This is a genomic window from Devosia insulae DS-56, from assembly GCF_000970465.2.
GTDB lineage: Bacteria > Pseudomonadota > Alphaproteobacteria > Rhizobiales > Devosiaceae > Devosia_A > Devosia_A insulae.
In genome coordinates this window covers 1-19,193 of sequence record NZ_LAJE02000170.1, presented here as the reverse complement: position 1 = coordinate 19,193, position 19,193 = coordinate 1, and the positions used below count along the sequence as shown (strand labels likewise).

18 protein-coding genes are annotated in these 19,193 nt (G+C 67.2%); 12 read left to right on the top strand and 6 right to left on the bottom strand.

Annotated features, from left to right (window positions below; genetic code table 11):
* Positions 1-55: 55 nt before the first annotated feature.
* Entirely contained in the window at positions 56-1,033 is a 978-nt protein-coding gene (gene gnd / locus VW23_RS11440; protein WP_069909699.1) for a phosphogluconate dehydrogenase (NAD(+)-dependent, decarboxylating), read from the bottom strand.
* Between the two features lie 89 nt (positions 1,034-1,122).
* Between gnd and VW23_RS11435 the strand changes: the two genes are divergently transcribed.
* From VW23_RS11435 to VW23_RS11425, 3 genes are all read left to right on the top strand, one after another.
* Positions 1,123-1,992, top strand: coding sequence for an NAD-dependent epimerase/dehydratase family protein (locus tag VW23_RS11435; RefSeq protein WP_069909698.1), 870 nt, complete (start codon positions 1,123-1,125; stop codon positions 1,990-1,992).
* A gap of 87 nt (positions 1,993-2,079) precedes the next feature.
* Positions 2,080-3,381, top strand: coding sequence for a PQQ-dependent sugar dehydrogenase (locus VW23_RS11430; protein ID WP_069909697.1), 1,302 nt, complete (start codon positions 2,080-2,082; stop codon positions 3,379-3,381).
* 170 nt (positions 3,382-3,551) lie between these two features.
* Complete coding sequence (locus tag VW23_RS11425; protein ID WP_176730378.1) at positions 3,552-4,244, top strand: outer membrane protein; 693 nt, start codon at positions 3,552-3,554, stop codon at positions 4,242-4,244.
* Here the strand turns inward: VW23_RS11425 and VW23_RS11420 are convergent.
* On the bottom strand, positions 4,232-4,714 hold the full coding sequence (locus tag VW23_RS11420; RefSeq protein ID WP_069909695.1) for a winged helix-turn-helix transcriptional regulator: 483 nt from the start codon (positions 4,712-4,714) through the stop codon (positions 4,232-4,234). The two genes, VW23_RS11425 and VW23_RS11420, sit on opposite strands and share 13 nt — an antisense overlap.
* Before the next feature lie 192 nt (positions 4,715-4,906).
* On the opposite strand from VW23_RS11420, the gene VW23_RS11415 reads away from it, so the two are divergent.
* Positions 4,907-6,136, top strand: a complete 1,230-nt coding sequence (locus VW23_RS11415) for an MFS transporter (RefSeq protein ID WP_069909694.1) — start codon at positions 4,907-4,909, stop codon at positions 6,134-6,136.
* A 281-nt stretch (positions 6,137-6,417) separates the two neighbouring features.
* Here VW23_RS11415 and VW23_RS11410 read toward each other — a convergent pair whose 3' ends face one another.
* Entirely contained in the window at positions 6,418-8,964 is a 2,547-nt protein-coding gene (locus VW23_RS11410; RefSeq protein ID WP_069909693.1) for an ABC transporter permease, read from the bottom strand.
* Positions 8,964-9,635 (bottom strand): ABC transporter ATP-binding protein, encoded by a 672-nt coding sequence (locus VW23_RS11405; protein WP_244513528.1) that lies wholly within the window; start codon positions 9,633-9,635, stop codon positions 8,964-8,966. Before VW23_RS11405 ends, VW23_RS11410 begins: the two co-directional genes overlap by 1 nt.
* A 256-nt stretch (positions 9,636-9,891) precedes the next feature.
* Here VW23_RS11405 and VW23_RS11400 point away from each other — a divergent pair, with 256 nt between their 5' ends.
* From VW23_RS11400 to VW23_RS11390, 3 genes are all read left to right on the top strand, one after another.
* Complete coding sequence (locus VW23_RS11400) at positions 9,892-10,404, top strand: heme-binding beta-barrel domain-containing protein (protein WP_141728304.1); 513 nt, start codon at positions 9,892-9,894, stop codon at positions 10,402-10,404.
* Between the two features lie 49 nt (positions 10,405-10,453).
* Positions 10,454-10,642, top strand: coding sequence for a hypothetical protein (locus tag VW23_RS11395; protein ID WP_069909690.1), 189 nt, complete (start codon positions 10,454-10,456; stop codon positions 10,640-10,642).
* A 62-nt stretch (positions 10,643-10,704) separates the two neighbouring features.
* Positions 10,705-11,427: a Crp/Fnr family transcriptional regulator gene (locus VW23_RS11390; protein ID WP_069909689.1), complete on the top strand. Its 723-nt coding sequence runs from the start codon at positions 10,705-10,707 to the stop codon at positions 11,425-11,427.
* Between the two features lie 352 nt (positions 11,428-11,779).
* Here the strand turns inward: VW23_RS11390 and cydC are convergent, their stop codons facing one another.
* Both cydC and cydD read right to left on the bottom strand, forming a co-directional pair.
* On the bottom strand, positions 11,780-13,441 hold the full coding sequence (gene cydC, locus VW23_RS11385) for a thiol reductant ABC exporter subunit CydC (protein WP_069909688.1): 1,662 nt from the start codon (positions 13,439-13,441) through the stop codon (positions 11,780-11,782).
* Positions 13,438-15,171: a thiol reductant ABC exporter subunit CydD gene (cydD, locus tag VW23_RS11380; RefSeq protein WP_084645949.1), complete on the bottom strand. Its 1,734-nt coding sequence runs from the start codon at positions 15,169-15,171 to the stop codon at positions 13,438-13,440. The genes cydC and cydD overlap by 4 nt, the downstream gene beginning before the upstream one ends.
* Before the next feature lie 166 nt (positions 15,172-15,337).
* Here cydD and VW23_RS11375 point away from each other — a divergent pair, with 166 nt between their 5' ends.
* From VW23_RS11375 to VW23_RS28195, 5 genes are read left to right on the top strand one after another with little or no spacing between them, the layout of a single operon-like run.
* On the top strand, positions 15,338-16,912 hold the full coding sequence (locus VW23_RS11375) for a cytochrome ubiquinol oxidase subunit I (RefSeq protein ID WP_069909687.1): 1,575 nt from the start codon (positions 15,338-15,340) through the stop codon (positions 16,910-16,912).
* A gap of 11 nt (positions 16,913-16,923) precedes the next feature.
* Positions 16,924-18,072, top strand: a complete 1,149-nt coding sequence (gene cydB / locus VW23_RS11370) for a cytochrome d ubiquinol oxidase subunit II (RefSeq protein WP_069909686.1) — start codon at positions 16,924-16,926, stop codon at positions 18,070-18,072.
* 14 nt (positions 18,073-18,086) lie between these two features.
* The gene (cydX, locus tag VW23_RS11365; RefSeq protein ID WP_069909685.1) at positions 18,087-18,221 is read left to right on the top strand and encodes a cytochrome bd-I oxidase subunit CydX; all 135 of its coding nucleotides are present in this window, start codon (positions 18,087-18,089) and stop codon (positions 18,219-18,221) included.
* 52 nt (positions 18,222-18,273) lie between these two features.
* On the top strand, positions 18,274-18,750 hold the full coding sequence (locus VW23_RS29460) for a hypothetical protein (protein WP_244513529.1): 477 nt from the start codon (positions 18,274-18,276) through the stop codon (positions 18,748-18,750).
* Positions 18,648-19,109, top strand: a complete 462-nt coding sequence (locus VW23_RS28195; protein WP_244513527.1) for a lipase family protein — start codon at positions 18,648-18,650, stop codon at positions 19,107-19,109. Before VW23_RS29460 ends, VW23_RS28195 begins: the two co-directional genes overlap by 103 nt.
* The last annotated feature ends 84 nt before the right edge of the window (positions 19,110-19,193 follow it).

The following is a 19,193-nucleotide window of genomic DNA, read 5'->3' as shown; positions in this document are numbered from 1 at the left end:
ACTGGGGAGAGGGTCGGGGTGAGGGGCAGTCCGCCTTGCTCGAAGGCGAAACGCCCTAGGCTTGCTCCTTATGCCCACCAAACCCGAGCCGCATCGCCGACAGCATCTTTTCAGCGAAGTTGTGCTCCTGGCGGGAGCGGAAGCGGGTGAAGAGGGCCGCGGTCAGCACCTCGGCTGGCACCGCTTCCTCGATTGCCGCTTCCACCGTCCAGCGACCCTCGCCGGAATCGGCGACGTGGCCGGAGAAGGCCTCGAGCTTTGGATCCTTGGCGAGCGCGATGGCTGAGAGGTCGAGCAGCCACGAGGTGACCACCGAGCCGCGACGCCAGACCTCGGCGATGTCGGCGACGTTGAGCTCGAAGCGCTCGCCCGGCGGCAGCACTTCGGCATTCTTGCTCTCGAGGATGTTGAAACCCTCGGCATAGGCCTGCATCATCCCGTACTCGATGCCGTTATGGACCATCTTGACGAAGTGCCCGGCGCCCGCCGGCCCGGCATGGATGTAGCCCTGCTCGGCCCGCGGATCGAGGCTGCCGCGACCGGGTGTCTCCTCGATCTCGCCCTTACCCGGGGCGAGCGCCGCAAAGATCGGGTCGAGATAATCGACCGCGGCTTTCTCGCCGCCGATCATCAGGCAATAGCCGCGATCGAGGCCCCAGACACCGCCGGAGGTGCCGACATCGACATAGCGGATGCCGGTCTTCTGTAACTCGGCGGCACGGCGGATATCGTCCTTGTAATAGGAATTGCCGCCATCGATCAGGATGTCGCCGGGCGCGAGGCAGGAGGCGAGATGCGCGATGGTGCCCTCGGTGATCTTGCCGGCCGGCAGCATCACCCAGATGGCGCGCGGGCCTTCGGACAGCGAGGCAACCAGCGCCTCGAGCGTCTCGGCCGGCCGGGCGCCATCATTGCCGAGCGCGGCGCGCGCGTTGGCGTCGATATCGTAGACGGCAACATCGTGCCCGGCGCGCATCAGCCGTTTGGCGATATTGCCCCCCATGCGGCCTAACCCGACAATACCGATCTGCATGATGCACACTCCACTGTAGCGACTGACGCGGGGGGTGTTATACGCGACATCGAGATTGCGGGGGCAGCCCCGAATGAGGAGGAACGACTATGCGGGTAGTGATTACCGGGGGCGCCGGAAACCTGGGCAGCAAGCTCCGGGAGCACCTGGAAACCGCCGATTGGGTGGAGGAGATCGTCGCCATCGACGTCGCCCCGTTCACCGCGGGCAAGAAGACCAAAGTGGTGGTTGCCGACCTCGCCGACCCCTATGACGAGCGCTGGCGCAAGGAAGCGCAGGCCGCCGACGGGATCGTGCACTATGCCTCGGCCAACCCGGCGCCCAACTCGAGCTGGGCCGAATCGGCCGCCTCGTTCGACATGACGGCGAACTTGCTCGAGCAGGCGGGCGGCGGCACAAAACCCTGCCGCTTCATCTTCGCATCGTCCAACCACGCCATGGGCGGCTACAAGGATGCGCCGCTGCCGACCGACGGCAAGCTCCGGATGTCGACGCCGCAGATCAGCGGCACCCGCTACTATGACGATGGCTACAAATGGGGCTCGGCCTATGGCGCCACCAAGGCGCTGGGCGAGCGCGTCTGCGCCGCCCGGGCGGCCGCGACCAATGGCCGGATCACTGCAGTGTCGACCCGCATCGGCTGGTGCCAGCGCGGCGAGAACCTCGCCACCACCATTGCCGGCAGCGGCGGTGGCGACCGCGGCGAGACCGACGAGGCGGTGATCAAGCGCAACGCCCTGTGGTACCGCAACATGTGGCTGTCGAACGGCGACCACAACCGGCTGATGGTGGCGGCTTTGCGTGCCGACGCCAGCAAGTGGCCCGCCCCGGCGATCGTCGTTTCCGGCATGTCGAACAATACCGGCATGGCCTGGGACCTCGAAGAGGCGCGTGAGTGGATCGGCTACGTGCCCGAGGATAACCTCTGGGCCGACCTCAAGGCCGCCGGGATTGCGTAAGGCAACATTGCCTTGTCTGCCGGAGGCAAGTATGCGGCTGGTATGGTGCGCGCCCAGGTGCGCACCCGCAAATTCTAGAGGGACAGCATGAGCTTTGCCGATATCTATGCCCGCGTGGTTGCCTGGGTCGGCGCCGGGGCGATCCTGGCGCGCAGCTTCAACGAGCCGAAGCGCAGCCCGCTCTACGGCAGCACGCCCGATATCCCGGCGGCACGGCCGCAGGCGATCCCGACGCTGAAGATGCCGACGGCGCGCGGCTGGTCGGGCGACCACAAGCCGACCGCTGCCGCCGGCTTAACGGTCAATGCCTACGCCCGCGGGCTGAAGCACCCGCGCTGGATGCATGTGCTGCCCAATGGCGACGTGCTGGTGGCCGAGGCGCTGAGCACCCCCGGCGGCGCCATCAAGACGCCGTTCGACTACGCCATTTTCACCACCATGCGGCGCGCCGCGGCCGTCGGGCAGAGCCCCAACCGCATTACGCTGCTGCGTGACGCCGATGGCGATGGCGTCGCCGAAGAGCAGCACACGCTGCTCGAAGGGTTGAACCAGCCGTTCGGCATGCAGCTGATCGGCAATACGCTCTATGTCGGCAATACCGATGGCGTCTATGCCTACCCGTTCACGGTCGGCGACACCCGGATCACCGCAACCGGCAAGAAGCTGATGGCGACCAAGCCGGGTGGCCACTGGACACGGAGCCTCCTCGCCAGCAAGGACCAGACCAAGCTCTATGTCGGCGTCGGTTCGCAATCCAATATCGGCGACAGCGGCATGGCCGTTGAAGAAGGCCGTGCCTGCATCTTCGAGCTCGACCTCACGACCGGCAAAAGCCGCATCTTCGCCGGGGGCCTCCGCAACCCGGTGGGCCTGGCGTTCGAGCCGACGACGGGTGAGCTCTTCACCGTGGTCAACGAGCGCGACGGCATCGGCGACGAGACCCCGCCGGATTACCTGACCTCGGTGAAAGATGGCGGCTTTTATGGCTGGCCGTACTCGTATTGGGGCAAGATCGTCGATGATCGGGTGCCGCAGGATCCGGCGAAGGTGGCGACTGCCATCGCCCCCGACTTCGCGCTCGGCGGCCACACTGCCTCCCTCGGCCTCTGCTGGCTGCCCGAGGGCACGCTCCCCGGCTTTGGCGACGGCATGGCCATCGGCCAGCACGGCTCGTGGAACCGCTCGACGCTCTCGGGCTACAAGCTCGCCTTCGTGTCGTTCGCCAACGGCAAGCCGACGGGCACGCCGCGCGATATCCTGACTGGGTTCCTGTCGCCGGACGAGAAGGAGTCTTACGGCCGTCCGGTCGGCGTGGTGATCGCGAGGGATGGCGCCGTGCTGATGGCCGACGACGTCGGCGACGTGATCTGGCGCGTTACTGGGGCTTGAGATTCCGGAGCTGGCATCGGCCTCTCCGTGATCCTCCCCCGCGCGGCGGGGGAGGATCACTGAGAGTCTGGCGATTCCATCGTGTGCGATTGCGCACACTCCATCGATGACGCCCACATCACGCGTTAACCCGTAGATTCGGCTGGCGCGAACTGATGGGGGGCCACACCATGCGATTTTCTGCGCTCATGCTGCTTGCCGCTGCCGGTCTCGGGAGCGGTGCTGCCAAGGCATCCGACCTGATCGTCGATGATCCTGAAGCGATCGCCGCCGCGGCGGATTACGACTGGTCGGGCGCCTATGCCGGCCTGTTCGGCGGTGCAGGCACCGGCGACGTCACGCTGGATGAACCGGGCGGTCTCGCCGACCCGCTCGACCTGGCGGCCGGCGGCTGGCTCGCCGGCGTGCGGGCGGGCTTCAATGCCGAAGCGGGCGTGCTGGTGTTCGGCGCCGAGGCGGACCTGGCGAAGAGCTGGATCGGCGGCGACGGCACGGCCACCACCGGCCTCAGCAGCCTCGATTACAGCTACGACATCGATTGGCTCGGCACCGTCACCGGCCGCGTCGGCTATGCCGCCGATACGCTGCTGCTCTATGCCAAGGGCGGGCTCGCCGCCGGTGGGGTGCGCTCGACGCTCACTCCCACTGCGCCGCTGCCGGCGCCGCCACCGGAGTCCGCTGACGCGGTCGCGACCGGCTGGACCGTCGGGCTCGGCACCGAGTTCGCCTTCAGCGAGAACGCCACGGCCGGCATCGAGTATGATTTCGTCGCGCTCGGCGCCGAGCTCAACTATGCCGGCGGCAGCCTTGATGCGAAGCAGGACCTGCACATCGTCAAGCTCGGGGTGAACTACGGCTTCTGAGCCGCGGCCTGGTAGGCGGCTTCAAGCTCCGCCAGCACCGAGCGCCCGGGTTTGGGGTCGCCCAGGTGCAGGTGGCGGAGCTCGGCCATGAAGTCGTCAGCCATCTGCGGCCCGCCCTCGGCCAGCGCAATGGCGCGGGCCGAAAGTTCTGGGCTCGCCGGCAGGAACTGCACCCCCCAGGCGCCCAGCTGCACCATTACCGGCACCAGCGCGATGGCCATTTCGGTCAGGTTGTAGATGGTGCGCTGCTTATGGGTGGGGTCGGCGGCGGCGGTCACCAGCCCCTCCTCCATCAGCCGCTTCAGCCGGTTGGCGAGGATGTTGGTGGCGATGCCCTCGAGCGAGTTGCCATGCAGTTCGCCATAGCTGCGGAAGTTGCCGAACATGATGTCGCGCAGCACCACGAGGCTCCAGCGATCGCCGAGCACTTCGACGGACAGATTGATCGGGCATCCGGATCGGCGATCCACGGGCGAGGGCTCCCTTTCACCGCTTCATTGAACATTCCGCTTGCAGTTTACAAGCAGTTTCTAGCTGGGTATACACCTTGCAACCTGCAAGTGGTTGTGGTGATGGTGGCGATGCAGATATTTCTGTCTCGGACTGTCGAATGGCGCTGCCGCCGCTCGTCTAGATGGCAGGACATGCTGAGGGACGGAACAATGAGCAAACACTATGGCTGGGTCATCGTCGCGGCGGGCGCGCTGATCACCTGCGTGGCAATGGGGGCGATGTTCGCCCTGCCGGTCTATCTGCAACCGATGGCCGAGGATACCGGCTGGAGCCGCGCCGGCATTTCGGCGGCGATGACCGTCGGCTTCATCGTCATGGGGGTTTCAGGCTTCGGCTGGGGCACGCTGAGCGATCGTATCGGAGCGCGGCCGGTGGTGCTGATGGCGACCGTGCTGCTCGGGGCCGGGCTACTGCTCGGCAGCCAGGCCAATGACCTGCTGGTGTTCCAGTTTGCCTATGGCGGGCTGGTCGGGGCGGCGGGCGGCGCCTATTTCGCGCCGATCATCTCGACCACGCTGGGCTGGTTCGACAAGAACCGCAGCCTTGCGGTATCGCTGGTCTCGATCGGCGGCGGCATCGCGCCGATGGTGATTACGCCGTTCGCCAGCTACCTGATCGAGGCCAATGGCTGGCGCAGCGCCATGCTATCCATCGCCATCGGCGCGCTGATCGTCATCGTGCCGGCGGCGCTGCTGATCCGCCGTGCCCCGACGCTGGCCGAACCGGCTCCGACGCCGAGCACCGCGGCGCAGCCCAAGCGGGCGTCGACCGGCTGGTCGGCGCTGCGCACGCCGCAGTTCATCGTCCTCGCCTCGGTGTTCTTCCTCTGCTGCGCGGCGCATTCCGGGCCGATCTTCCACACCGTCAGCTACGCCATGATCTGCGGCGCCTCGGCGCTGGCAGCAGCGAGCATTTACAGCGTCGAGGGCCTCGCCGGGCTGTTCGGCCGGCTGATCTTCGGCGTCCTCGCCGACCGGCTCGGCGTGCGCAAGGTGATCGTCGGCGGCCTCGTGCTGCAGGCCGTGGGCATCTACACCTACATCTATGTCAGCGAACTGACGCAGTTCTATGCACTGGCAGCGGTGCTCGGGCTCGCCTATGGCGGCGTCATGCCGCTCTATTCGGTGCTGGCGCGCGACTATTTCAGCCCGCGGGTGATGGGCACGGTGCTGGGCGGCATGGTGATGACCTCGAGCATCGGCATGGCCTTCGGCCCGGTGGGTGGCGGCTGGCTCTACGATACGTTCGGCACCTACCACTGGCTCTACATCGCTTCGGCCGGCATCGGCATCGCCGCCGCCGCCCTGGCGCTGGCCTTCCCGGCGAAGAAGAAGGACGTGGACGAGGATCAGGTGCCTGGGCAGCCGGTTGCGGCTTGAGGCTTGGCGGTTGAACCGGCCGGCGGAGGAGGCGGTGGGCGAAATGGCCCACTGCCTCAACTTCACCAGGGTCGTGCCCCACCCACGGGGTCATTCCCGCGAAAGCGGGAACCTCTGTTTTCGTGCCGACGGCGCGATCGCAAACGGAGTTCCCCGCTTTCGCGGGGATGACACCGCGGTTGGGGGACTTGCAGAGTTTCAGTTCGCATACACAGAAGTAGTTCCCGCCTTCGCGGGAATGACACCGTGGGTGGGGAACGGTCAGCGCGTTCGCATAACCTTCACGGCTCGCGCAGAAACCCAGCCGAGCGGCGCTGCAGCACGCCGATAATGGTGGTGGCGCCGAGGAAGCCGGTGATGAGGATGGCGCCGAGATTGACTGCGGCGAGCGTCGTCGCATCGAGGGCAAACTCGACCTCGAGCAGCACCAGGGTGAGGATCCAGGCGAGCCCGATGCCGAGCGGCGTCGCCAGCACGGCGGCGAAGGCCGCCAGCAGCACATAGTGCAGCACCGAAACCGACAGCACATCGAAGCGCTTGGCGCCGAGCACCTTTGAGATCACCGCATCGGCCTGGCGCTGCCGGCGTCCGGTGGCGAGGCTGCCGATCAGCACCAGCAGACCATTGCCCACCGCCAGCCCGCCGACCAGCGAGGCGGCGAGCGACAATTGGCCCAGGGCACGGGTGATCTGCTCCAGCGTCGCACCGATGGCGATGAAGCGGACATCGGGCAGCAGGGTCGCGAGTTCCCGCTCTACCGCCTCTTCGCGTCCCGGCGCGGCGGTCACCGAACCCAGCAGCGTCGAGGGGTAGTCGTCCAGCACGCCCGGCGAGAAGGTGGCAAGGAAGTCGATGCCGCCCTGCCACGAGTAATCGCGGAAATTGGCGACCTCGGCGGTGATGGTGTCGCCGAAGATGGCGAAAGACAGCTTGTCGCCGAGCTTGATGCCGAGGCCGGCGCGGAGGCTCTGGTGCAGCGACACCAAAGGGGCCCCCTGATACTCGACCGGCCACCAGTCCCCAGCCACCAGCTTCGAGGTCGCCGGCAGCACCTGCCGAAAGGTCAGCGGGATTTCGCCCGAGAGCAGGAACGACGCCTCGGGGCCGCGCGGCTGCAGCTCTGCCACCGGGGTGTCGTTGATGGCGCTGAGCGCGCCGCGCAGCATCGGCGTCGCGGCAAAGGCGGTGATATCGCCGCCTTCGTCCTTCAGCTTCTGCAGCGTGTCGACCTCGTCGGAGAAGAGATCGGAAGCGACCAGGGTCGGCGCGTCGAACACCGAAGCGCCCAGATATTCGTTCCTGAGGTTCACCTGCAGCACCAGCACCACCACCAGCATGGCCAGCGCCAGCCCGACCGAGATCACTACCGAGGAGGCGTTGGAGCCAGGGCTCGAGATATTGCGCAGCGCATAGCGCAGCACGCGGTTGGACGGCTCGGGCGACTTCCGCAGCGCCTGCCGGGCGAGGAAGATGCCGAACTGGAACAGCACCACCGACAGCACGCTGACGATGGCGAAGGCGGCGACCAGCATCGAATCATTGGTCATGATGACGGCGAGCCACAGGAACAGGGCAGCGGCCAGCACCAAGGGGACGATGCGCGGCGAAAAGATCAGCCCGGCCCAGTCGATCGGCGGCGCGGCCAGCCCCTTGGAGCGGAACAATGTCACCGGGCTGATGGTCTGGGCCTGCTGCAGCGGCAGGTAGGAAAAGGCAAAAGCGATGAGGAAGCCGACGCCCGCTGCCACCAGCAGCGGCTGGACATGCAGGGTCGGCGCCAGCTCGACGCCGACGGCGGCGCCGATCGCCGGCAGCGCCACCAGCGCGGTGCCGGCGCCGACGAGCAGGCCGATGCCGACGCCGACCGCCGCGAGCGCCGCGATCTGGGAGAAGAAATGCACGAAGATGCGGGCCCGGCCGGCTCCCATGCTGCGCAGCACGGCGATGACATTGGCGCGCTCGGCGACATAGGCCGAGATGGAGGTCCAGACGCTGACCCCGCCGATCAGCAGCGAGGCAAGGCCGACGATCACCAGGAAGCGCATGAACAGGTCGTAGTAGCGTACCATCGGCCCGAGGCCCTCGCGGGCCGAGCGGATGGTCCAGCTCGGATCGGCGAGGGCGGCTTCGAGCGCCGCCTTGCCGCTATCGGCGTCGCCCTCGGTCAGCACGACCTTGTAGCGAAAGAAGGTTCCAAGCCCAGGCAGCGGCGAGGTGCGGTCGGAGAGCACCGCCAGCGCCTCGGTGGTGATGACGGCGGGGAGGCCCAGCCGAAAGCCGCGCACCGCGGCATCGGGCAGCCCGCCCAGGGCGCCTCGCGCCTCGAATTCGGTGCCGGCGATCTCGAGCGTGTCGCCGACCTTGATGCCGAGCTGGTCGAGCATCAGCGGGCTGACCAGGGCGCCGAACTTGCCGTCGCGGTAGGAGAGGAAGGCGAATGGCGTCTCGCCCGAGGGCAGTTGCAGGCTGTCGACGGCGCCGAGCAGCGGATAGGTATCGCCCACCGAGATCAGGTCGACAAAAGCGCTCTCGTTGCCGACTTCGGCGCGCACATTGGTATCGACCACATAGGAGACCCGGCCGAAACGCGAGATCAGCGCCAGTTCGTCGGCGGTGGCCTGCCGGTCGGCGCGCGACAGCTCGACATCGCCGCCCATCAGCACGGCGGCATTTTCCTCCACCGCCTGCCGGATGCTGGCGCCGACCGAGCTGACGCCTGAGATCAGCGCCGTGCCGACGGCAAGGCAGATGATCAGGAGGCCGAAGCGCCTCAAGTCACCGCGCATATCGAGCAGGCCGATGCGGATGGCCGCGAGGACGGCACGCATCAGGTGGTAACCGAGCGGGTTTCGACCAGCTCGCCGGATGTCATGGTGAACACCCGGTCGGCGCGCGCCGCCAGCGATGAATCATGGGTGATCAGCACCACCGCGGTGCCCTGCTGGCGCGCCAGATCGAACATCAGCTCGACCACCACCGCACCGGTCTCCTGGTCGAGATTGCCGGTCGGCTCATCCGCCAGCAGCAGCCGCGGCTTGGCGATCATGGCGCGCGCCAGCCCGACGCGCTGCTGCTCACCGCCGGAGAGGGCCGCCGGCCGGTGATGCAGCCGGCCGCCGAGCCCAACCGCCTCGAGCGCCGCGGCAGCCGCCTCGCGGGTCTGGGCCAGCGACAGGTCGGGCGAGGCGATCTCGAGCGCCAGCCCGACATTGTCGAGGGCGGTCAGCGACGGGATCAGGTGAAAGCTCTGGAACACGATGCCAAGCGTATGGCGCCGGAACACCGCCAGATCGTCCTCGCCCAGCCCCGACAGATCCTGCCCGGCGACCACCACTTTGCCGGACGTGGCGCGCTCCAGCCCCGCCAGCAGCATCAGCAGCGAGGTTTTGCCGCTGCCCGAAGGTCCGACAATGGCCGCAACTTCCGAAGCTTCGACCCGGAGCGAGACGTTCCTCAGAATGTGAAGCGGCCGTGAAGCGACCTCCAGAGTGTAGTCCACGCCGGACGCATCAACGATCGGCTGCGCCGCCGGGGGGCGCGGGCTGGAACTGTGGTCTTGACTGAGGGCCATTTGGGACTTGCGGTAGGGGACAAACCAAAAGAATGTGCTGGCCGCTCTTGCTTCTTGCTGCCCGCCGCATGATCTCTGGCATCGTCGGGCGGGCAAGTCAAAATGGAAGCGGACCGAATAGCCGGCCGCTTACAGATTTCAGCGTTACTGAACGCTAGAACGCCGTTGGAGGGCGTGGGACGAGATGAGACAGCACCTGCATGCCGCTATGGCCGTCACCGCCATGACGCTGGCGGGAATGGCCACGCCGGCGATTTCCGGGCCCGTAGAAGTCCTGGAGTCCTACGTGGGCGACTGGAAGGGGGCCGGTGCACTGGTCGGCGGCCAGAACCCCGAACCGTTCAAATGTCGGCTCGGCATTTCCAAGGGCAATTTGAACAAGATCAACTATGCCGGCCGCTGCAGCCTGATCGACATGAACCTGTCGGTGAGCGGCACCATCGCCTTCGACGACAAGGCGCAGCGCTACCAGGCGGTGATGAGCTCGAATGCCGGCTTCACCGGTGTCGCGGTCGGCCAGATCAAGGGCGACACGATCAATTTCGACCTGCGCGAGAAGCAGCAGGATCGCGGCGGCAATGATGTGCGCATCGGCTCGCGGATCCTGCTCGAGGGCAACGCCATCACCGTCGATTTCGAGGTCGAGTTCAACAGTTCCGGCCAGGTGCTGACCGCCTCGGTACCGTTCTCACGCTAAGGGTTTCTGCCCCGACAGTTCTACCCAAGCCACGGAAATCGCGACGCTTTTGATCTGGATCAAAGCGTCGCGTACCGTTGTGCGGCTCTCTCTGCGTCAAGCAGAGAGCATCGATATGCCGCCCGAAGCCATCATCGTCGTTACCGCCGTCCTCGCCGCCTTCAGCCTGCTGATGGGTACGCTCGGCTGGGTGATGTGGTACACGCGAAATACGCCGCGGCCCGCCCCCCGAGACTGAATGCCGCGTGCGACAAACCTCACCATCCGCCACGTCGCGGGAGGGTGTAAGGCTCACCCGCGATGGGCGAGCGTCTGGACATCCACAACTCCGAGACCCCCGTGCTGTGCCGCAGCTGCGAAGCGCGTCACCGAGGCATGTGCGGCGCTCTGAAGCCGGATGAGCTGATCGAATTCGCCCGCCACACCCGCAAGGAGCGGCACGAGCACGGCGACGAACTGATCGGCGACAGCACGGCGATCCACGCCTACGCCAATGTGATGCGCGGGGTGATCAAGCTCAGCAAGGTGCTGGAAGACGGCCGCCAGCAACTGGTCGGCCTGCAATTCGCGCCGGATTTCCTCGGCCGGCTGTTCGGGCGCGAGAGCGTCGTCACCGCCGAGGCGGCCTCGGCGGTCGACCTCTGCGTCATCCCGCGGCCGGCGCTCGAGCAGATGATGGCCAGCACCCCGGCACTCGAGCACCGGCTGATGCAGCAGACACTGCGCGAGCTCGACGAAGCGCGTGACTGGATGGTGACGCTTGGGCGGAAAACCGCACAGGAAAAGGTCGCGAGCTTTCTCTATCTCATCGCCATGCATGCCGACCCGGCCGCGGAACCGGTTGACGGCGTCAGCTTCGAACTACCGCTCAGTCGGTCAGATATCGCTGATTTCCTCGGGCTCACCATCGAGACGGTATCGCGCCAGCTGACCAAGCTGCGGCAGGCGGGGGTGGTCAGGATTACCAACAACCGGACGGTCGAGGTACCCGAGCTCGAGGCGTTGCAGGGGCTTTGCGGGTAGACCTGCTCCCCTCCCCCTTGAGGACCCTTGAGGGGGGCTATCGCATATGGAGCACTGACAGTAGTTGGATGGCCTTCTCCCCTTGTGGTCAGCGGACGAGGGCGAAGCCCTCGCCGCGAGGTGGCCGAAGGCCGGATGAGGGGTTCTTTCCGCGTGCTCATCGTCCGTCGCTTCGCTCCGGCCGCGCTACACTTCGTTGCGCGGACCCCTCATCCGCCCTTCGGGCACCTCCGGGCGAGGGCTGCGCCCTCGTCCCGCGACCACAAGGGGAGAAGGCAAGAGGTGCCCAGCGTCGCCATATGCGATTGCCCTCCCCTCGAGGGGAGGGAGGCGACGACTGAGAGCCCGGCGCTCAGACGCGAGTAGGCCCTGCCAACCGCCCTGCCCTGAGTTCCAGCACCCGGTCGAACGTCTCCGGCACTACTGCGTGAGTAATGACGATCGCCGTGCGGCCGCGGGTCAGCTCCGGCAGTTCGGCGAGGAACGTTGCCTCGGTCTCGACATCGAGCCCGCTGGTCGGCTCGTCGAAGACGATGACGTCGGCGCGCGACAGCAGGGTTCGGGCGAGACAGATGCGGCGGGCCTGCCCGGCTGACAGGGTCCGGCCTGCCTCGCCGACCACGGCGTCGAGCTGTCCGGGCAAGCCGCGCACGAACTCCGCCAGTTGCACCGCCTCGAGCACGCGCCACAGCGCCGCATCGTCGGCATCGTCGCGGCCGATGCGGAGGTTGGCGCGGATGGTGTCGAGGAACACCGGCGCGTCCTGGGTCATCAGCGCCACCCGCTGGTGGAGCTCGGCGTCGGCCACGTCGCGCAGGTCACTGCCGTTGAGGCGGACGGTACCGGCATCCGGATCGACCAGCCGCAGCAGCAGTTGCGCGATGGTCGACTTGCCGGCGCCGCTCGGTCCCGTGATGGCGACGCATTCGCCGGTGCGGACGGCAAAGCCCAGCCCGTCGAGCACCGGGTGCTCGGGGTCGTAGCCGAAGCGCACCGCCTCGAAGCGCATATCGCCACCAGGGGGAATGGGCAGTGGTGCGGCTGGTTCGGCGACGATGGGTGCACTGTTGGCGATGGCCTGCAGCCGGTCGGCGGCCGCGGCGGCGCCGGCCAACCGGGTGGCGCTGCGCACCAGCATGGCCGAGGCTTCGAAGCTGGCGAGCACCGCCAGCAGCAGGCCGGCCAGCAGCGGCCCCTCGATCGCCCCAGCTTCCAGCGCCGCAAAACCGGCCACCAGGGTGCCGAGCAGCGCTCCGCCGGCCAGCAGTTGCACCAGCGCCGAAGCCAGCGCGGCACGCAGGCCCAACCGTCGGCGAGCTCGCGCCAACTGCTCCGATGCCGTTGCGGCGCTCGTCGCCGCCTCGCCGGTAGCGCCGAACAGCACCAGGTCCTGGTGCCCGTCGATGCCGTCGAGTACCGCCTGGCGCAGCGCCGCACCGGCCGCGACGACCTCGCTGCCGACAGCGCGGGAAGCCAGCACCAGCCCGCCCGGCACCAGCAGCACTGCGGCAAAGAACAACAGCGCATAGACCAAAGCCGCACCAGGCAAGGCAAGCACCAGCACCACGGTCATCGCGGCGCCGGCCAGCACCGCCGTGCTGATCGGCCCGAGCGCCACGAGGAACACCGTATCCAGCGCCTCGACATCGGCGAGCAGCCGGCTGACCAGGTCGCCGCGGCCAAAGCGCCGCGCCAGCGGCACCAGCGGGAAGAGTTTGGCGAACAGCCAGGCCCTGAGGTCGGAGAGCAGCCGCAGCGTCATATCGTGACCGCTGAGCTTTTCGCCGTAGCGCGACAGGATCCGGATGAACGACAGGCCGCGGACGCCTGCCGACGGGGCGAAGATGTTGAAGGCCGAGCCGAGCGTGCTGAGCGCCGCCGCGGTGAGGAACCAGCCGGAAAGCCCGAGCAGGCCGATGCCGGCGAGCAACGTCACCAACGACAGCAGCACGGTGAGCAGGATCGGGCCCTTCAACCGCCCGAGCAGCGGAGCGAAAGCGAGAATGGCTCTCATGCCGCCCCCACGCTGCGATCGGTGATCACCGGCTTCGGCGCCGCCAGCAGTTTGCCGCCGGCAATGCGGAACACCTTCTGCATGCGCGCTGCAACGGCCTGCGAGTGGGTGGCGACGACGAGCGTTCGTCCGGCGGCGAATTCGGCCAGGCCATCGAGCACCAGCGCCTCGGTTGCGGCATCGAGGTGCGCGGTCGGCTCGTCGAGCAGAACCAGGCCGGGATCGCGCAGGTAGATGCGGGCCAGCGCAATGCGCTGGATCTCGCCGCCGGAAAGGCCCAACCCGTCCTCGCCCAACAGCGTTGCCAGCCCCTCGGGCAAGGCGTCGGCGAAGTCGGTGACCCGTGCCAGCTGCGCCGCCTGGCGCACCGCGGCATGGTCAGCATCGCGCCGCCCCAGCCGGATGTTGTCGGCAATGCTGCCGGCGAACAGCCGTGGCCGCTGCCCCAGCATGGCAACCCGCTGCCGCAACAGCGGTTCGGCGAAGTCGGCGAGGGTCTTCCCGTCGATACGGATGTCGCCGCCGAAGGCACGCAAACCGGCAATCGCTTCCAGCAGCGTCGACTTACCGATGCCGCTGGCGCCGAGGATGGCAACCCTGGCGCCGGGCTCGAGCATGAGGTCGGCAGCAGTGATGACCGGCCTCCCCGTCGGATCGGCCAGTGCAATGGCACGCAGCTCGAGGGTCGCCGCGCCCGTGGATGCGGCAGCAGTGGCGACGGCGGCTAAGGGCGCCGCCTCCCCCGGCAGCGCATCGAGTTCGCGCTCGATCTCCGCCACGGCGGCCCTCGCCGAGGCGCGGTCGTGGTAGTGCGCCGCGAGCAGGCGCAGAGGTTGGTACACCTCGGGCGCCATGAGCAGCAGGAACATTCCGGCCGCCAGCGTCAGCTCGGTGCTGTGGACGTTCACCAGGTCGAGGAAGGTCAGCCCGACATAGAGCGCCACCCCGGCGACGCCGAGCGCTGCAAAAAACTCCAGCACCGCCGAGCTGAGGAAGGCGATACGCATCACCCGCATGGTGCGGACCCGCAACTCCTCGGAGGCAAGCCGCACGCGCGCCGTCTCCGTTGCGTCCTGCCCGAACAGCTTCAGCGTCACGAGGCCGCGCAGCCGGTCGGCGAAGCGGCCGCTCAGCCGGTTCAGTGCGGCGGCCTGCGAGCGGCTCGCGGCTTCGGCGCCCCAGCCGGCCAGCGCCATGAACACCGGGATCAGCGGCGCCGAAATCAGGAACAGCAGCCCGACGATCCAATCGACCGAGAAGGCGACGACGGCAAAGGCGATCGGCAGGATCGCCGCCTGCAGCATGGCCGGCAGGTAGCGGGTGAAATAGCCGTCGAGCGCCTCGACCTGTTCGAGCACGGTGCTCGACAGGGCGCCCGAACTCTTCGAGGCGGTCCAGGTCGGGGCGCGGCGCAGCAGGTCGGCCGCCAGCCCGGTGCGCAGCCGCGCTTTGATCGCTTCGCCAAAGCGCACAGCCGCCACCTCGCCGAGCAAACCAAGCGCAATGCGGATAATGAGGATGCTTGCCAGCAGCGCCACCTGCGGCAGCAGTGTCGTGAGCCCGGCGCCCTCGACGATGGCGCGATGCAGCAGCCCCGCCAGCACCATGGCCTGCGCCACCAGCAGCGCGCCGGCCAGCAGCGGCAGGCCGAGCACTGCGATGAGCAACGGCCGGTCGGTTGCCGCGAGGCGGTTCAGCCAGCGCCCCCCGATTTTCGCCTTATCGTCCATTGACCTACCGTGTGGAGAAGGTCTCCAAATCTGGCTTATAGTCATGCGCATCGCCTTGATCTGGATCAAGGCGGTGCGATGCGAATGCATGTACTGCGGCAAGCATGCCGGCCACCTGGTGCAGACTTGTTGTGCAGACTTGGGCCGGACAACACGAGGCATCCCCATGGTCGATCCCATCGTCGTCGATCTGTCGCGCATCCAGTTCGCTGCGACAGCGATGTACCATTTCCTGTTCGTGCCCCTGACGCTGGGCCTCTCCTTCGTGATGGCCATCATGGAGAGCGTTTACGTGATGACCGGACGCGTGGTCTGGCGCAAGGCGACGCTGTTCTGGGGGGTGCTGTTCGGCATCAACTTCGCCATGGGCGTCGCCACCGGCGTGGTGATGGAATTCCAGTTCGGCATGAACTGGAGCTATTACAGCCACTATGTCGGCGACGTGTTCGGCGCACCGCTCGCCATGGAAGGGCTGATGGCGTTCTTCCTCGAAGCGACGCTGGTCGGGCTGTTCTTTTTCGGCTGGGACCGGCTGAAGCCGGTGGCGCATCTTGCCGTAACCTGGCTGGTGGCGCTGGGCGCGAACTTTTCGGCGCTGTGGATTCTCATCGCCAATGGCTGGATGCAGAACCCGGTGGGCGCGGCGTTCAACCCCGACACCATGCGCATGGAAGTTACCGATTTCATGGCGGTGCTGTTCAACCCGGTGGCGCAGGCGAAATTCGTCCACACCGTTTCGGCCGGCTATGTCTGCGGCGCGGTGTTCGTGCTGGCGGTGAGCGCGATGTTCCTGCTCAGCGGCAAGCATCTGGAACTGGCCAAGCGCTCGATCGTCGTCGCCGCGAGCTTCGGCCTCGCTTCGGCGCTGAGCGTCGTCGTGCTCGGCGACGAGTCGGGCTATGTGGCGACCGAGCACCAGAAGATGAAGATCGCCGCGATGGAGGCGATGTACCACACCGAGCCGGCCCCCGCGGCGCTCACCCTGTTCGCCATTCCGGGCAGTGACGGCCGCCCGGCCTTCGAGGTGCAGTTCCCCTGGGTGCTTGGCCTCATCACCACGCGCTCGCTCGATCGCGACCTGCCGGGCATCACCGAGCTCACCGAGCATGCCGCCCTGCGGATCGCCAACGGCGTTGAAGCCTACAAGGCGCTGAACGCGCTGCAGGCGAACCGCAACGACGCGACGGCGCGGGCCGGCTTCGATGCCGCCAAGGCCGACCTCGGCTACGCGCTGTTGCTGAAGAAGTACCGGCCGGATGTCGAGAACGCCACCGGCGAGGAGATCGCCAAGGCGGCGCTCGATACGGTGCCCGATGTGTGGCCGCTGTTCTGGAGCTTCCGCATCATGGTCGGCGCCGGCTTCTTCTTCATCGCCTTCTTCGCGCTGTGGTTCTGGAAAGCCTCGACGCACCGGATCGAAAAGCCGCGCTGGCTGCTCTGGGTGGCGGTCGCAGTGCTGCCACTGCCGTGGATCGCCATCGAAGCGGGCTGGTTCATCGCCGAGTATGGCCGGCAACCCTGGGTGGTGGAGGGCGTGTTGCCCACCTTCTACGCCGCCTCGGGGCTCAACTTCTGGGATCTGGTGATCTCGCTGAGCTTCTTCATGCTGCTCTACACGGCGCTGCTCATCGTTATGGTCTGGCTGATGGTTCGGACCATCAAGCATGGCCCATCCGACAAGCTGAACTTCGACCAGTCGATCGAGCCGGTCGAGACCGCCACGATCGCCCCCGCCAAGTAAGGACCAGCCCGATGAGCACCATTCCTCTCGACTATCAAACGCTGCGCATCCTGTGGTGGGCCCTGCTCGGCATCCTGTTGATCGGCTTTGCGGTGATGGGCGGCCGCGATCTCGGCGTCGGTACGCTCCTGCCCTTCGTCGCCAAGACCGACGAGGAGCGGCGCGTGCTGATCAACCTCGTCGGCCCGACCTGGGAAGGCAACCAGGTGTGGCTGATCCTCGGCGGTGGCGCGATCTTCGCCGCCTGGCCGCAGCTCTACGCGGTGAGCTTTTCCGGCTTTTACATCGCGATGATCGCAATCCTGCTGGCGCTGATCATCCGGCCGGTGGGCTTCAAGTTCCGTGGCAAGGTCAGCGATCCGCGCTGGCGCGCCACCTGGGATACGGCTTTGTTCATCGGCGGCTTCCTGCCAGCGCTGATCTTCGGCGTCGCGGTCGGCAATGTGTTTCTCGGCGCGCCATTCCAGCTCGATGTGACGCAGCGCATCACCTATAGCGGCAACTTCTTCGGCCTCCTGACGCCGTTCGCCCTGCTCTGCGGTCTTGTCAGCCTGTCGATGATCGTGACGCAGGGCGCCGCGGTGATTGCCGGCCGTACCGATGGCGAGATCGCCGAGCGGGCCCGCAAATACGGGCGCTGGTCGGCGCTGGCGACGATCGTGCTGTTCGTCATTGGCGGGCTGCTGGTGCTCTATGTGCTCGAAGGCTACCGCCTGATCGGGCCGCCGCGGACCATCGCCCCGTCGAACCCGCTGGGCAAGGAAGTGGTGCGCGAGGTCGGCGCCTGGGGCGGCAATTACGGCGCCATGCCGTGGACCATGGCGCTGCCGATCCTGGCGCTGTTCGGCAGCATCGTCGCCTGGTGGGCGCTCGGCGCCCGGGCCCGGCTGGTGGCGCTGCTCGGCTCGAGCCTCGCCATTTTCGGCATCATCGCCACGGCCGGATTGTCGCTGTTCCCGTTCCTGTTGCCTTCGTCGATCGACCCGCAGTCGAGCCTTACGGTCTGGGACGCCTCGTCGAGCCAGCTGACGCTGTTCGTCATGCTGTGCGCCGCGATCGTCTTCCTGCCGATCATCATCCTCTACACCAGTTGGGTGTTCCGGGTGATGCGCGGGCCGGTGACCACCGCCAGCCTCAACAAGAACCCCAACGCCTACTGAGGGACACAGATCAGATGTGGTACTTTTCCTGGATTCTCGGTGTCGGCCTCGCCTGCAGCTTCGGCATCCTCAACGCCATGTGGTTCGAGTTCCGCGAGGACGCGCGGCAGTCGAAGGCCAAACCCGACGACAGCCGTCCGGCCACCTGACAGCGCGGTGCGGTCTGTGGCATGGTCCGGGCAGTGAGGCAGCGGGGCCAAGGTGAGCGCGGACCGGGACGACAGACTGACGGCGTCGGCGATCAGCCGGCGCATGGTGCTCGGCGGCCTCGTGGCGCTGCCGATCACTGCCTGCACCTCGATCAGCCCGCAGGCGCTCAACAGCCTCGGCAGCAAGGTCGACAAGGCGAAGGTCGATTTCCCGCACCTAAATCAGATGGCCCGACGCGCCGACGACTCGCAGCGCAGCGAAGCCGAGATCCGCGGTCGGTGGCCCAATGTGACCAAGGTTGGCCAGATCCCGGCGGTCGGCGTGCGCTACGTGGTCGAGCAGGATCACGGCAGAAAGGCGCAGTACCTGTCGATGCCCGGCATGGCATCCCGCTGCACCGCGGCTTCGAGGACAGCGCGCTCGCCGTGCGGGCCGAAGTCGCGCCGCAACTGCGCAGGGACTACCGGACCTATGTCAGCGGTTACTCGATGGGCGCCGGCATCGCCGCGGTGCTGTCGCTGTATCTGAGGGATGATGGCTACAACCTCGTCCGCACCACCACCTACGGCCAGCCGCGGGTGACCAATGCGGTGGGCGCCAGCAAGCTCGCCGGCCTGCCGATCACCCGCGTGGTCAATGTCGACGACTTCGTCTCGATGGTGCCGACCTTCCCGTTCGAGCACTTTGGCGAGGAAGTGATCCTCCATCCCGGCGCCGACTTCGTCTACCTGACGCACCAGGACGCCAACGCCATCTCGATCGGCGAGATCTGGCGCGAGAGCCACGGGCTCAGCATCGCCAACCACGCGTCGGAACTCTACGTGGCGCGGCTGGCGCAGAAGCTGAAGGGCGCGCAGGCGGTGCCGTATCTGGCGCGGCTGACGTAGACACCGCCGGTGGTCCGCAGCCCTCGGGAGAAGCAAAGCGTCTGACAGGCCGGTGCGGGAAGAGTACCCCCCACCCCTGTCCCC